A 15,132-nucleotide genomic window follows, 5' to 3' on the forward strand; every position below is an offset into this window, starting at 1 on the left:
TCGGGACGTAGCTCAGCTTGGTAGAGCACCTGCTTTGGGAGCAGGGGGTCGCATGTTCAAATCGTGTCGTCCCGATAACACGCGGGTGTAGTTCAATGGTAGAACTTCAGCCTTCCAAGCTGGTAGCGTGGGTTCGATTCCCATCACCCGCTTCACAACAAGAAAGAGCCACCTTCGGGTGGCTTTTTCTTTGTGCTGCGGAGGGGAGGGGAGAGGGCCGTAGCCCCCTCATCTCTTGGCAAACCAAGATGAAAGCGGTATACTTTAATTTGTTAACGTGTGCATACCGATGAGACAATATCAATGAAATGAGGCTGGTCACTATGAAGACGAAAAAGCTTGGAAATGCCGGATTCGACATCTCGACGATGACATTTGGCTGCTGGGAGCTGGGTGGAGGGCCGTGGGAGTTTACGAACGATCAAAACAACATCGAGCTCATTCGCAAAGCCTTCGAGCTTGGCATCACAACGTTCGATACGGCTGAAGGCTACGGGAATGGACATTCCGAAGAAATTGTCGGAGCCGCTTTGGCAGATATCCGTAAGCAATGTATCATCACGACGAAGGTGAGTCGAAGCAATCTAAGTCCTCAGGATGTGCGGAGATCGGCAGAAGACAGTTTGAAACGTTTAAATACAGATTACATAGATATTTATTACATTCACTGGCCAAGCTTTGAAATCCCGGTGCAGGAAACACTTTCCGAATTCGTAAAGCTGAAACAGGAAGGCTTGATTCGGGCAATCGGCGTATCCAATTTCTCTTTGGAACAGCTGAAGGAGGCTGTGAGCTATGCGCAAATCGATGTAATTCAGCCGGAATACAGCTTGCTGCACAGAGCGATCGAGCAAGAGATTGTGCCTTTTTGCCGGGAGCATAACATTGGCATAATGAGTTATAGTTCGATTGCGAAAGGGATTCTGACGGGGGCTTTCCACCTTCATGGCAAGACGCTGAAAGACGGAGACTTCCGCAAGGAGAGAAGGCTCTTCCTAACAGAGCATCTGCAGGCGGAGAAGGAACTTTTGGCGGTAATGAAAGAAATAGCGGATGCCAAGGAGACCAACGTTACACAAATCGCCATTGCGTGGCTGCTTCACCAGGAGGCGCTTACTTCAGCGATTATAGGCACGCAGGATGAACATCATCTTGAAAACAATATCCAAGCGGCATCACTATCATTATCTTCTTCAGAGCTGGAAACTTTGAACACGGTCAGCGATCAAGTGCTGTCTGTGATTGGCTACTAACGGCTGAACTCCTGAAAGGACGACGAACTCGTTTATCCTTGTGGGAAAATATCGCAGCAGCGCCAGTAAAAAAAGGTTGACTGGAAAAACTTACTACGGCGCAAAAGTTGTATCTAGTAAATAAACTATGCTAGTCTAACATAGACAAAAAATGCCGAATCTTGGAGCAGCAAAAGCTCCGGTACGGGGGACTTCTTTACTTGGGGTGAATGAGCGCCGCTAATGCGAGCGTACTAGGGAAAACCTCTTCCCGAACCCGTCAACTAACCTCGGAGGCGTCAAGGAGGCAAGGTTTTGAAATCTTTTTCTTCACGTCTTATTTGTTCATGCGCAATTCTTTGCGCCGCAGTTCCTATGTTTACAGCACATGACGCCCAGGCTGCCGCACCTACGGACCGTTCTGTCAAGGTTCAGGTCAATGACGATCTGCTGCAGTTTCCGGAAGTGCAGCCGTACATTGATGACAAGGGCATCATGCAGGTGCCGCTTCGAGTTCTGTCCGAGAAGCTGGGTTATCAGGTGAGCTGGAAGAAGCTGGAGAATGAGATTGAGGTCACGCTGATCAATAAGCAGCAGTCGATCTTACTCGTTACAGATCAGCAGCAAGCGGTTGTAAACAGCAAGAAAATCAGTATGGAAAGCAGTCCAACCGTGTACCAGGGGAATACATATGTGCCGCTGCGTTTCATCACGGAAACCTTCGGTTCGCCGATTGAATGGAATGAAGCTAACCAGATCGCGATTGTGGATGTGGACGGGAGGTCGCACAAGCCTGCCTGGATCGCACCGCCGCCGGCACCCAAAGCCGCTCCTGCCCCTGTTGTTCCGTCTGTGACGGAGCAAATTATCCAAACGGCAAACGCTTATATGGGCGTGCCTTATGTATGGGGAGGGACAACGCCGAACGGATTTGATTGCTCCGGTTTTGTGCGGTTCGTGTACCAAGCGAAAGGGATCGACCTGCCTCGTACGTCAGTGGAAATGCATGATGAAGCAGGCACAAGAGTGACGGATTTGAAGATCGGGGACCTAGTTTTTTTTGCTTCAAAAACGGTTAATCACGTGGGTATTTATCTCGGCAATGATCAATTCATATCAGCGACTACATCCAGAGGCGTGGCTGTAGACAGTCTTTCGAGCTCTTATTGGAGAGCGAGATATGTCGGAGCGAAGAGAGTTTTGTAAGAATAGGATTATCGAACACTTGTTTTCAATGTCATTCGAATGAGGGGCATAGAAGGCGAGTGTTTTTTTTCGTCCGCGGAGTCATGCGATTTTTATCGAAATTTTATGTTTTTTAGCCTATAATGAAGAAATGCTTGGAAGAAAGAAAGAGCAGGTGAACACGAGCACATGCAATTAAGCGTCTGGAAGAGCTGGTTTTATAAAAAGAGACATTCGAATAAAGCAGATAGCATGTATACCGTGGATAAAGGTCCTGCGATGCCAGAGGAAGTCCGGGAAGTCATTCAGCAATTTTTCCGCACTTACAATCATTTCAAAGGCGCTAGAAGCTTGCAAACGGATACGTTTATAAAAGAAGTATTTTACGCAACGAAGCAAGATCCGGGGGATCAAAGCACCATTGAAGAGATGGAATCCTATATCCAACATAAAAATGTGCTGCGATTGCGGTTGAAATCCTATGTCATCGATGAATATTTAAGCCTGGGCGAGAAGATCTGTATGATTGGCGTTACGCGGGAATTCAGCAACAATCATAGAAATCGCGTGCTTTATTTTCTAATCAAAGAAGGCCAGTCTTGGAAGTTTCATCATATCGCAAGGTCCCATCATGGCACTATCCTGGATAAATTTCAGATCAGAGAACAAACGGGTTTTGTCGTAGGCAATGAAAAAGCCGCTCTCCTCTTCCTGACGCACTCCAGTTCCGCAGATGCCTCCACCTTTATAACGGGTGATTATGTGCATGCCGAGGGATATTTGGAAGTGGAGCAAGAGGCAAGCAGCCATTTGTATTATCGGGTTGTTCGAATGAACCGTGTTCACTAGAGAACAAGAATCTCGCCACAAGCCGTGAAGGTAAGCTTTGCTCTGTCGAGTAACGCTTATTTGGCGTTAGGGTGCTTAAGCGCTATAGGTTAGCGCCGGGTATTTCTTTTTAGTTCGCGAAGAGAATAGAAGGTTCCTCTCCAGTAAATCCCGCCTTGCTTCCAAGTAAGCCACACCGAACGAGCAATGGTGTAGACCAGCAGCGAAGCGCTGACAGGCAGCAGATAGGCTTTATCCCCTTTCATGCTCATGAGGCGGGACATCAGCCTGCGGTAGAGCCAGATTTGCATCATAACAGCAACCGCATAGACCGATCCGCGCCAATCCCAGAGGAGAAGGAGACCGAACCACGGGAAAATGAACAAGCCAAGCTGTCCTATACAAGCGAGCAGGGCGAAGGCGTAGCTGTAACGGAAGCCGGAAAAAAGGTTTTTCTCCAGTCCGATTACGGCCTCTTGAAGCGAACGGTACCATTCGACCTGGAGCAAATGTTTGGCGGAGAGCACCCGCTGCCGGAAGCCGGATCTTTTAAGGCAAACGCCCAGTTGCAAATCATCGTCAGGTCTTAACGCGATCGCCCGATGCGTACCAATCGCTTCATAAGCATTCCTGCTCACCATATTAAAGGCTCCGATTCCGATGCCCGGTCCCCGGGAATTGTCGACATTGGCACGCCAAGGACGCACAAATAATGAAAATGAGAACAGAAAGAAATGAACGAAACCTTTGAGGAGTGGGCCTCTCGCCGTCATATTCGGAGTCAGCGTGAGATGGTGTACGTCATTATCCTTCATATAAGTGACAGCATCGGTTATCGTGCCCGGGGCAAAAAGGATATCCGCATCCGTAAACAGCAAATACTGCCCCCTGGCTTGCAGATAGCCTTGATATAGCGCATGATTTTTGCCAAGCCAGCCTTCCGGGAGGGTGGTGATGTGAATGATTTGCAGCTTGATAGGCATATCATTTTTGCCCTCGGACCATTTGCGCAGCTCCTCCAGCCGGACACCGGTAGCATCCCGGGAGCGGTCGTTCACGGCGATGATTTCGAGGCGCGGGTAATTTTGCGAAAGAAGATGCCGGACGGTTTCACGGATTGTGCCTTCTTCTTCTTTGGCAGCGATAATGACAGAGACAAGCGGAGGCTTGTCCGGATATTTGGCGGATGCAGGCAGGGTTCGCAGGGCACGCAGTCCTTTTTGCACGTCAACAGCGGCATACAGCCAATAAAGGAGCGTCAGAATAGCGATGATACCGAGAGTGGACACACGATACCTCCTTGTGGAAGAATAGAAGTTGATCGCATTATATCATTCATCCTTAGTAGGGGGAAATTTTACAGAAGCTTGTGGGAGGTAATGATAGATGGAGGAGCCGCGCAGTACACCGGAGCGATTTTGGAAAAAAATGAATGGCGGGCAATTGGCCCTGTTTCTTGAAGCCATTGGTCGCACGTCTGGGATGGAGCCGAATGCGCTCGCTTTCGTATGTATCGGGACAGACCGGTCGACAGGCGATGCATTGGGTCCGTTAGTAGGAAGCAAACTTGCTGAACTTGGGTATCCTCATGTTATAGGGACGCTGGAAGCACCTTGCGATGCCAGTAATATTACGGCGAGGCTGCAGGAAATTCCGCAGGGCAGTGTCGTTATCGCGATCGATGCTTGCTTAGGTCAAAAGCTGTCTGTCGGCATGTATCAAGTGTCGAATCAGCCTCTGGCTCCAGGAAAGTCGGTCGGCAAGGATTTGCCTCATGTCGGCGATTATACGATTGCCGCAATTGTCAACGTGGATGGCCCCAGACAATACAATGTTCTGCAAACTACATCGCTTTACAGGGTTATGAACATGGCGGATGAAGTGGCGAAAGCGATTTCGCATGCTTTTCCCCTTGAATAGACAGACAGCTTTTGCAGCAGAATGGAGTGGTGGAAATGGGACCAGGCGGAATGGGACGTCTATCCGACAGGGATCGGCCTAAAGCGAAGTTGAAGGATGTATCGGTCAAAAGAATTCTGACATTGTTCAAGGGCTACTGGGGACAACTGCTAGGTATTATCGGGCTGGCGCTGCTTGCGGCTGTGCTCGGACTCATCCCTCCTTTGGTGATGAAGGAAATTATCGATAAAGCGATTCCGCAAGGAAGTATGAAGCTGCTCGCCGGGATGGCGCTGCTCATGCTGCTGCTTCCGCTTCTGAGCGGTGTGCTGGGGGTATGGCAAAATCATCTCAATACGAAAGTAACCCAAGGCGTGATCAGGGATTTGGGTTTGTCGTTGTTTCAAAATTTGCAGCGTCAATCGATGGCATTCTTCACGGATGCCAGATCGGGTGAGATCGTTCAGCGGATTACCGGGGATGTGCAGGCCGTTCAAGGGGTTGTCACCTCGCTGGTGGTTTCGTCCATTACCCAGATGGTCATTGTTGCGACAACGATCGGCATTTTGTTTGCCCTCGATTGGAAGCTGGCCATTATCTCTGTGCTGATTCTTCCGCTATTTATGTTGCCGGTCAAAAAAGTTTCCAAGCTGCGCAAGGCGCTCCGCATCGAAACGCAAAAGGTGCGGTCGGATATTACTTCGCAGCTGAACGAGAACTTCGGCATCTCAGGCGCTTTGCTGACGCGTATTTTTGGCAGGGAGCGGCATCAGGAGGCCGAGTTCAAGGCGATGAACCAGAAAGTGATGGATCTGGAGCTGCGGCTCAATCTGGTCGGACGTTGGTTCGGCATGGCGACGAGCACACTCGGGCCGTTAGGGACGGCCATCATTTATTTATATGGCGGTTATTCGGTCATTTCGGGCACGATGTCGCTGGGGGCGATCGTCGCTTTCTCCGCTTATCTGGGGCGTCTGTATATGCCGGTAGGCACGCTGCTGAACCTGCAGGTTGAGGTGGGGACTGCGCTGGGCGTGTTTCAGCGGATTTTTGAATATCAGGACATGGTGCCTGATGTGATGGATGCTCCCGGAGCGCGGCCGCTGCCCCAGGTCGCGGGACGTGTGGCTTATAAGCAGGTTTCCTTTGCTTATAAGCCAGGGCAGTACGCGCTGCGGGACGTGACGTTCGAGGCGCAGCCGGGCGAAATGATTGCGCTCGTCGGGCCGAGCGGCGCGGGCAAATCGACGCTGATCGGCATGATCGCGCGGCTGTACGACCCGACGGGGGGAAGCGTCGAGGTCGACGGCGTGAACGTCCGCGACGTCGGGCTTGCCTCCCTGCGCTCGCAAATCGCGTACGTGACGCAGGAATCGTTTCTGTTCCACGCGACGATTGGCGACAACCTTCGCTTTGCGCGGGAGGACGCTACGCGTGAGGAGATGGAGGCCGCATGCCGCCAGGCCTACATCCATGATTTTATCGTGTCGCTGCCCGAAGGGTACGACACGATGGTCGGCGAGCGCGGGCACCGGCTCTCCGGCGGCGAGCGCCAGCGGATCGCGATTGCCCGCGCGATCCTGAAGCGCCCGCGCATCCTCATCCTCGATGAGGCGACCTCGCACTTGGACTCGGAATCCGAGTCCTATGTGCAGGCGGCGCTCGAGGAGCTGATGCAAGGGCGCACGACGCTCGTGATCGCGCACCGGCTCTCCACGGTGCTGGCCGCCGATCACATTCTGGTGATCGAAGCGGGCAGCGTCGTGGAGCGGGGCACGCACCGCGAGCTGCTCGAACTTGACGGGCTGTACGCACGGCTGTACAGCACGCAGTTCGCCAAGGCGAATGACGAGGCGTAGGGGGTGTCCCTGGAAGGTCCGAGAAGACCTTTCGGGGGCGCCTTTTTTTGCGCCATTGTTGCGGCTGCAGGAATGTGCGTGCTGGGTAGAGGCTGCTTTATTGCAGCTGTAGGAGTGCGTGTGCTGGGTAGGCGTGTCGGCAATGCAGTTAGACGAGAGCGTGTACAAGGTAGATGGCTTTATTATTGCAGCTATAGGAGTGCGCGTGCTAGGCAGGCGTGTCGGTAATGCAGTTAGACGAGAGCGTGTACAAGGTAGATGGCTTCATTATTGCAGCTATAGGAGTGCGTGTGCTGGGTAGGCGTGTCGGTAATGCAGTTAGACGAGAGCGTGTACAAGGTAGACGGCGTCTTTATTGCAGCTATAGGAGTACGTGTGCTAGGTAGAGGGAACTGTGTTCCGCTATTCGACGAAAACCCGGGATATGGCTGGTGGTGGGGGAACTACGGTCCTCTATTTTGCCGTTCTTGGCGGAAATGAGGGTGAACGGTGGCAAATAAAGCCCTGTAGTTCCGTTCAGAGTGGGAAATAGGCCGATTTTCGTGGAAATAGAGCCCTGTAGTTCCCCAAATCGCCCCAAACGCCCCGAGTGGTTTGAGGATGCCATGGGGAGCTCCAACTTTTTGCGTCATTTATGCGGTTACAGGAATACGCGTGCTAGGTAGTTAGCCAGCTGCAGGTATGCACGTGCTGCGTCGTTATTGCGGCTAGAGGTACGCGTGTGGAGGAGCGGGTCTCTCCTTAGACTGTGGAATATTCTAGGAATTCCCGTTGTGGAGTCATGGAGGAGTTCCCGACAAAATCGCCAAATAAATAGTATTCCCAAACGACGGATAAAAGGACAAGGAGCCAAACCGATGGTAGAGAACAACCGTGTGCTGGAGGAAATCGTAAGCGATATCCATGCCAAGTTTGACATGGAGGTAACGGATGCTCAGCAGCTTCATAAGGGCTGGCTGAATGTAAAATGGCGGCTAATGACAGGCGGCGGCTCTGTTTTTGTTAAGTTTTATCATCCGGATCGATATAAGCTCCATGTCACGGAAAAAAGAGCAAAGATCGAGCAAACCCTGTATCTGCAGCAGCGATTGTTTAAGTCCGGCCTGTCCTGTCCGGAGGTGTACGCCCTGGAGGGGCGGTTTATTCAGGAGTCGCAGGGAGGCCATCGATATGCGATGATGGATTGGGTGGAGGGAAGCGTTCCTGAGCCCGGCAGCATCGACAACTCCCACATGTACGAGCTAGGCCGAACGACAGGCCGAATGCACCAGCTGCTTCGGGATGTTCCTCTAGGCCGGCACGCTTGGCAACCGGATCAGAAGGCATGCTTGAGGGAACTGCAAGCTAACCTCGAACAAGCGGCGACTGCTGGGAACATGCCCCTCACAGGCCTGCTGGAAAAGGCGATCAAGAATGTTCAGTCGCTAGATTTTGATGTGTTTGCAGAGAGTCCGCGCGGCTGGCTTCACTGGGATCTGTGGGCGGATAATTTGCTGCTGCGTGAAAATGGGGCAGCGGCGATCGTCGATTTCGACCGAATGGATGTCGCCTATCCGGAAATCGATATCGCTCGTGCGGTTTTGTCCGGCGCATGGGATAAGAAGCGGATTCGACCGGATGCCGCCGATTGTTTCTTAAACGGATACCGGGAACATGCCGCCGCACCCCAAGGAACTCTTCTGAGGGCTGTTCACATGCTGTATCTGATCGAATCCGTTTGGTGGCTACGCACAGAGATTTATGAAGAAACCGGCGTCCCCGCGCGGTTTTTGCAGGAGTTGGCGTGGCTTACCGAGCAGTGGGACCGGCTTCCGGAAATTTTTTCTCACATTTCGTAATATCACCTGATTTGGACATGATAAATGGAAATAGGAATGTCGATGAGAGGGTAGGATATTGAAAATTTTGCTGAACATCTGGATTGTCATCATTATGTTGACCGCCGGTTATCATCCGGTTTATGCCGCTGACGGGGCTGAGGCGTTTGATATTGGGAAGGGTGAAGTCATAAAGACGATTATCCATTCGGCAAGTTTGCAAAGTGAAGTGGGGAAGTGGCTGGCTTCCGTTACCGGTCCTGTAGGTTCTTTACATATCGAGCCTGCTAGCGGGATAGCTATTAAGGTTGAGCTTGCTCCTCCTTTGAAAGTCAGTAATCCATGGGTAACAGGAACCGTTACGCAAGTGGTTTTATTTGTCGGGCAGTCGGCTTCATATACCCCAAAGCTTTTAATTTTTACGCAGGGAAATGAAGTGGTCGCCGTAACTTTCAAGCATGATGTTAAACGGTTTTTAAAGTCGAATGGGTTATACAGCCGTCAACTAAACTTGGCTATGCCAAATTAGCGGACCGGTCCCACAGGCGTTAGTGACTGTAACAGAGAGGCTGCCGAAGTTCGGTGGCTTTTTTTGTAGCTTGGAAAGTATAAGTTTTATACTTTTGCTTCGCATCTACCTTGACAAACGCGTTCGTCCGAGGACGACGAAGTCGTTTATCCTTGCGTTCCGGGTATGGTACTATAGAGTTAATATTCTTTTATAAAAAAGGTGATTCGCGTTGGAATTAACGTATTTAAAAACGTTTCGTGAAGTAGCGAAATGGGGAAGCTACACGCGCGCCGCTGAAGTGCTTGGCTATGCTCAATCGAGCATCACGACCCAGATTCAAAAGTTGGAGGAATCCTATGGTGCCGTTCTCGTAGAGCGGTTCGGAAAAAGCATGAAGTTGACGCTGGCAGGAGAAGCGCTTTTACAATATGCAAACGACATCCACAGGCTTCACGAGGAGTCCAAGGAGGTCGTTTCCCGGCAGTCCAGAGGCATCCTTTCGATTGGCACGATTGAAACTTTAGCCGCCTTCTTTCTCCCTCCACGTCTTCAGGTGTACCGGCAGCATTTTCCGGACATCAATGTCATGATCCAACCGGGTAACGAACCCTTCATTATTGAAGCTGTAAAAGAGGGGGCGTTGGATGTCGGTTTCATTTTAGATCCCCCATTTTCAGATCCGGAGCTTCATTGCAGCATATTGAGAGAGGAAGAACTGGTCATTATCGCTAGCCCTGCCCACAGACTTGCCGCTGCGCACGAAGTGCAGATTGGGGATCTGGAGAAAGAATCGTTCATCTTAACGGAAGAGGGCTGCACGTACCGCGCCATGCTGCTCAGGACGCTCAAAAGCAATCAAATTCCTTATTCCTTGTCTTACGAGTTTGGCAACTTAGAAGCGATCAAGCAGTGCGTCATGTACGGACTTGGCATTGCCTTATTGCCGCGCATTGTAGTGGCTGAAGATGTAGAGAAGGGGCGGATCATCGCCGTTCCGCTTGTTCATCCGGATTTTAAGTTCTATACGCAGCTCATTTATTCGAAGAAAAAGTGGCAGTCCAAAGCGTTCCTCGGCTTTCTAGACGTTCTCGGCGCATCCAATTATCAAAATGAATGAAGTATGCTATCAAATTCTATCGATAACTCCATGGTTTGAGACTGTGTTATAGTCATTTCAAGTCATTCAGAGCTTGAAAATAACACGCAAATGGAGGCGGTATTATGAATAACCAAAATGTATACTCGCTGGTGTTGGAAACGCCTGCTGCTTCGCCGGAAGCTGTGCATCGCCATTTTATGAACAAATTATCGGTAGAAACGGATGTAGCGGATGTGCGTTACGATATGCAGCATGGGGTGGACGATTTCCTATTGATCGACGTGAGGAGCAGTAAGGCGTATGCCGAGTGCCACATCCCGGGAGCGATCAATCTGCCTTCTAACCAAATCGACGAGATTACGACGGCTGCTTTTCCCAAAGAGCAAGTGATTGTCGTTTATTGCTGGGGACCGGCATGCAATGGCGGCACGAAGGGCGCTGCCCGCCTTTCCGGGCTTGGTTTTCAAGTGAAAGAAATGATTGGCGGTATTGAGTACTGGCGCAAGGAAGGGAACGAGGTAGAAGGTACGTTGGGGCAAGCGGCTCCATTAGTCGGATAATCGCATACGGGTGGAAAGAGGACTGCCGAGGGGCGGTCTTTTTTTATTAGGAAAAAGTTTAACAGAACGATTGATATTGATTCTCACTATCAATATAATAATTTTAATAGGAAAACACCCAACAAATACCAGGAGGTGAACGAAATTGTCTTTTCAGGAGCAAATTTTGCTGTGGAATCATGCGGCACTGAAAGTGCTGGACGTTCGCCGTACGATTATGCAGCCGGGCGAAAACGTATTGGCGTATCAGCTTCCGGCGAGCGTGTTTTTGTATGCCACGCGGGGGCGGGCTCAGGTGATGCTCGATGACATCGTGTATACGGTGGAGAAATGCCATGTCTCTCATGCGGGCAAAGGCACTTTTCTTGATATCGTCAATGTCTTGGAAACGTTTGAGTATTTTATGGTGTTCTATAGAGCCTCTCTGGCGCTGCCGGCAAGAAAAGATTTGCTCCGGTTGCAGGAGAAAAGCAATCCTTTTAAACTGCAATTCGGATTTATGCCGCAGCATCCGCTTTCGTTGTTTGGAAAGCTGGAAGGGATGCACCATCAGTGGATGCAGCTAGGGGCGCTGGAAAAGTTTCATGTCAAAGCACTATTTCACCAGTTTGTTTATGAAATGCTGCAGCAACTGCGGGAGCAGGGCAGCGAGATGACAGGTCCGGAGCCGGTCGGCCAAGCGATCCGTTATATGCAGGAGCGTTACGCCGAACAGATTACACTGCAGGGATTGGCAGATCTGTTGGATTGCAATGCGCGGCAGCTGCAGCGGTTATTCAAGGCGAAGGTAAGCATGGGGCCGATGGAGTATTTGATGCAGGTACGGCTCGGGAAGGCGAAATCGCTTCTGCAGCATACGGACGTACCGCTTTCCGAAATCGCAGAGGATATTGGGTATACGGATAGCTACTATTTTAGCCGGATATTCAAAAAGCATGTCGGCGTGTCGCCGGGGCGGTTTAGAGAGCAGTCCGGTCAGAGCGATTTCCGTCGCCAAAATCCATGGCTTATGTCGCAATTACCCATTGTTCCCAGTAAATTGCAAAAGTATAGTGGGTTAGGTGAGGATGAATATCATTATTACGATAGGAACGAAGGGATGGCAGCATATGCCTACACAAGTCCAAAATCTTCTATAGCTGTCGGCTTCATGCTGACGCTTGCCTTGCTGCTTAGCGTATGCTCAGGTCCTTCAGCCGCTAGCGCTCAGGCGGGCGGAAACGCGGCGCATCCGAATATAGCTTTGATGCAATCTCAGGCAGGTCTAGCAGAGTTGTCCGAATCGAGTGCCGCCGGTGCTCTGCAGAAGGTCCGAACGATCAAACATCTGAAAGGCGAGCTGGTGCTGGACAAAGCGCCTGAGAAAATCGTTGTGCTGGATATGCAATACATCGACCAGCTTTTGGCGCTTGGCAAACAACCTGTCGGCAGTGTTATTGCGACTACGGATGTTTCGGAATTTCCGGGCTATATCTCTCATAAGCTGGGTGACATCCAAGTAGTGGGGACCAAGGAGAAGCCCGATCTTGAGGCGATTAGGATGGCTGAGCCTGAACTTATCGTTTGTACGGAGTTCCAGGCGCACCTGTATGACGATCTTGTTCGAATTGCGCCAACGCTGCTGCTGGACCGGAATGCCGATTGGCGTTCGACGCTTCAGACGTTTGGACAGATTACGAGCGAGGAAAAAGAGGTGCCGGGCGTACTGGAATCGTATCATCACAAGATTGCGAAACTGCAGACTGCGTTGGCAGGAAGTTTGGCTGGCGAAACCGTTGCCTTAATCAGGCCGCGTGACAATCAAATTCGGCTGCACACGACTTCGCATCGCACAGCGGATATTTTGTACGGCGATTTGGGGATGCAAGCTCCTGATTGCGCAAAGGATACGGGGAAGTCCAGCAAGTGGATTTCGCTTGAAGCTCTGCAGCACGTCGATCGCTTATTTGTTCTAACGGACGATTCCAATCAGGCATTGACGGGGGAGTTTCAACAATCCGAGGTATGGAAAGGTCTGCGAGCCGTACAAGCCAACCAAGTATATACATGTAGCACAACGATGTGGATCGGATACTATGGCCCTATCGCCATCGATCTCATCGCGGATGAAATAGCGGAAGCGTTGCTCGGAGAAAATACGGGATGGAGAGAGAGAACATGACCATAACGAAAGTGCGACTGACCATCGATTCCAGTGCCGGGGATGAACTGGCGCGCGCGAAGCTGGTCGATCTGCATCAAATTGTCGTTGACCAGGTGATGCGGCTGAAAATGAAGGAAGCGGTGAAAGTTACGATTGAATATGGGGAGGCCGATCCGGATGATCGGCTTTCTTTGCAGGTGGCAGACGGCGTTGAGAACGATGGGGACGACTTGCAAGCCGGGAAAATGGACAGCTTGAGCGAGAGGCAGCGGCAAATCGCCGAGATGCTGTGCAACCATTATTCGATTAAACGAATAGCGGATGAGCTTTATGTGAGCGTAAATACGGTCAAGAAACATATTCAGAACATGAAAAAGGCGCTGGACATCGACGTTTCGGGCGCAGATTTTATATATACGGTGAAACAAATGCTGCAAAAGGGGGGCAATGATGAAAAGGTCATGCTTCAATCGGAGTAGCGATATTATCTGATTGGAGAATTTACTTGGTTCAGTCTTGTTTGGTATTCTAAAAACAAGTTAATTGATAATGATTATCAATATCAATTAAAAATAAACAAGATCTGAAGGAGTGAAGCAATAAAATGGTCCATCTTACTGTCACAGAACAGTCCCAAAATACGCGCTATCTCGAAAGCCAATCGCAGCGGGAATCCAACGCGAGATCGTATCCCAGAAGGCTTCCGATTGCGATACAAGAAGCGGAGGGAATTTACGTAAAAGATATGGACGGCAAGGTGTATTACGACTGTCTTGCCGGTGCCGGCACGCTTGCACTTGGTCATAATCACCCTGTGGTCGTTGAGGCCATTAAGGAAATGCTGGACAGCAAACGACCGCTGCACACATTGGACCTGACGACTCCGCTGAAGGAAAGGTTCGTAGACGAGTTGTTTGCCAGCTTGCCGGAGGAGTTCGCTAAGAACGCACGCATTCAATTTTGCGGCCCGACAGGCGGAGATGCTATTGAAGCAGCGATTAAGCTCGTCAAAACAGCTACGGGCAACCGCAGCATCCTGTCCTTCCAAGGCGGATACCACGGATCAACGCATGCGGCGATGAGCCTCAGCGGAACGCTCGGGCAGAAAGAGAAAGTGAACGGGCTGATGCCGGACGTACACTTCATGCCGTATCCTTACGCATACCGCTGCCCGTTTGGCGTTGGCGGAGAGCGGACGCAGGAGATTTCCTCCCGTTATATCGAGAACTTGCTCGACGATCCAGAAAGCGGCATTGTGTCGCCGGCCGGCATGATTTTTGAAGTTGTGCAGGGCGAGGGCGGGTCTATTCCTGCACCTGTGGAATGGCTGCGCGAGATGCGCAGGATCACGCAGGAGAGGAACATTCCGCTCATTATTGATGAGGTGCAGACGGGACTAGGGAGAACCGGCAAGCTGTTCGCTTTCGAACATGCCGGCATTATCCCGGACGTGCTGGTGTTGTCGAAAGCGATTGGCGGCAGCCTGCCGTTATCGGTCGTTATTTACCATAGCAAATTGGATGTATGGAAGCCTGGTGCGCATATCGGCACGTTCCGGGGCAATCAAATGGCAATGGCAGCCGGTCTTGCTACGCTGAAATACATCAAAGAGCACGATATTCCCGGCAAAGTGGAGCAGCTCGGTGAACATCTTCGCAATCATTTGAATGCGCTGAAGCTGGATGTGACTTGTATCGGAGACGTGCGTGGCCGGGGATTAATGGTCGGTGTAGAAATCGTCAACGCGAAAAAGACGTTGGACCCGTTAGGCCATTATCCGCAGTATCCTGAGCTGGCCAGACGAATTCAACAGGAATGCTTCCATAGAGGCTTAATTCTTGAAGTCGGCGGCAGACATTCCTCCGTCATGCGTTTCCTGCCCCCGCTCATCGTCACGCAGCAGCAATTAGATGAGATTGCACGTTTGTTCAGCGAAGCCGTTCAAGCGGCTTGCGCAGCTTTGGATGCATGATCGGAGCCGGTAGGGAAAGGAGAGATC

At 50.9% G+C, this 15,132-nt stretch carries 13 protein-coding genes, 2 tRNA genes and 1 riboswitch; of the genes, 14 read left to right on the top strand and 1 reads right to left on the bottom strand.

Features of this window, described 5'->3' with window-relative positions:
• Window position 1: 1 nt before the first annotated feature.
• The 5 genes from AC3WRW_RS16030 (at window position 2) to AC3WRW_RS16050 (ending at window position 3,266) form a co-directional block, all read left to right on the top strand.
• A tRNA-Pro gene (locus AC3WRW_RS16030) sits at window positions 2-75 on the top strand.
• A gap of 6 nt (window positions 76-81) precedes the next feature.
• Window positions 82-152: transfer RNA gene (locus tag AC3WRW_RS16035), tRNA-Gly, on the top strand.
• A 171-nt stretch (window positions 153-323) separates the two neighbouring features.
• Entirely contained in the window at window positions 324-1,253 is a 930-nt protein-coding gene (locus AC3WRW_RS16040; protein ID WP_492547306.1) for an aldo/keto reductase, read from the top strand.
• Window positions 1,254-1,395: 142 nt separating this feature from the next.
• Window positions 1,396-1,546: riboswitch (cyclic di-AMP (ydaO/yuaA leader) on the top strand.
• Window positions 1,547-1,607: 61 nt separating this feature from the next.
• Window positions 1,608-2,438, top strand: a complete 831-nt coding sequence (locus tag AC3WRW_RS16045) for a C40 family peptidase (protein WP_492547307.1) — start codon at window positions 1,608-1,610, stop codon at window positions 2,436-2,438.
• A gap of 168 nt (window positions 2,439-2,606) precedes the next feature.
• A complete protein-coding gene (locus tag AC3WRW_RS16050; RefSeq protein ID WP_492547308.1) occupies window positions 2,607-3,266 on the top strand; it encodes a hypothetical protein in 660 nt (219 codons plus the stop codon).
• An 89-nt stretch (window positions 3,267-3,355) separates the two neighbouring features.
• On the opposite strand, the gene AC3WRW_RS16055 is transcribed toward AC3WRW_RS16050, so the two are convergent.
• Entirely contained in the window at window positions 3,356-4,534 is a 1,179-nt protein-coding gene (locus tag AC3WRW_RS16055; protein WP_492547309.1) for a glycosyltransferase family 2 protein, read from the bottom strand.
• 97 nt (window positions 4,535-4,631) lie between these two features.
• Between AC3WRW_RS16055 and yyaC the strand changes: the two genes are divergently transcribed.
• From yyaC to AC3WRW_RS16100, 9 genes are all read left to right on the top strand, one after another.
• Window positions 4,632-5,165, top strand: a complete 534-nt coding sequence (yyaC, locus tag AC3WRW_RS16060; protein ID WP_492547310.1) for a spore protease YyaC — start codon at window positions 4,632-4,634, stop codon at window positions 5,163-5,165.
• Between the two features lie 89 nt (window positions 5,166-5,254).
• Window positions 5,255-7,003 (top strand): ABC transporter ATP-binding protein, encoded by a 1,749-nt coding sequence (locus AC3WRW_RS16065; protein WP_492547311.1) that lies wholly within the window; start codon window positions 5,255-5,257, stop codon window positions 7,001-7,003.
• An 857-nt stretch (window positions 7,004-7,860) separates the two neighbouring features.
• Window positions 7,861-8,841, top strand: coding sequence for a phosphotransferase enzyme family protein (locus tag AC3WRW_RS16070; RefSeq protein ID WP_492547312.1), 981 nt, complete (start codon window positions 7,861-7,863; stop codon window positions 8,839-8,841).
• 58 nt (window positions 8,842-8,899) lie between these two features.
• Entirely contained in the window at window positions 8,900-9,349 is a 450-nt protein-coding gene (locus AC3WRW_RS16075; RefSeq protein WP_492547313.1) for a hypothetical protein, read from the top strand.
• Between the two features lie 211 nt (window positions 9,350-9,560).
• Complete coding sequence (locus AC3WRW_RS16080) at window positions 9,561-10,448, top strand: LysR family transcriptional regulator (RefSeq protein ID WP_492547314.1); 888 nt, start codon at window positions 9,561-9,563, stop codon at window positions 10,446-10,448.
• A gap of 104 nt (window positions 10,449-10,552) precedes the next feature.
• Complete coding sequence (locus tag AC3WRW_RS16085) at window positions 10,553-10,990, top strand: rhodanese-like domain-containing protein (RefSeq protein ID WP_492547315.1); 438 nt, start codon at window positions 10,553-10,555, stop codon at window positions 10,988-10,990.
• Between the two features lie 145 nt (window positions 10,991-11,135).
• The gene (locus AC3WRW_RS16090; RefSeq protein WP_492547316.1) at window positions 11,136-13,151 is read left to right on the top strand and encodes a helix-turn-helix domain-containing protein; all 2,016 of its coding nucleotides are present in this window, start codon (window positions 11,136-11,138) and stop codon (window positions 13,149-13,151) included.
• Window positions 13,148-13,612, top strand: coding sequence for a helix-turn-helix transcriptional regulator (locus tag AC3WRW_RS16095; protein WP_492547317.1), 465 nt, complete (start codon window positions 13,148-13,150; stop codon window positions 13,610-13,612). Before AC3WRW_RS16090 ends, AC3WRW_RS16095 begins: the two co-directional genes overlap by 4 nt.
• 125 nt (window positions 13,613-13,737) lie before the next feature.
• Window positions 13,738-15,105 carry an aspartate aminotransferase family protein gene (locus tag AC3WRW_RS16100; RefSeq protein ID WP_492547318.1) on the top strand — a complete coding sequence of 456 codons (1,368 nt, stop codon included), beginning with the start codon at window positions 13,738-13,740 and terminating at the stop codon, window positions 15,103-15,105.
• The last annotated feature ends 27 nt before the right edge of the window (window positions 15,106-15,132 follow it).

The organism is Paenibacillus sp. FW126-R14 (genome assembly GCF_058789495.1).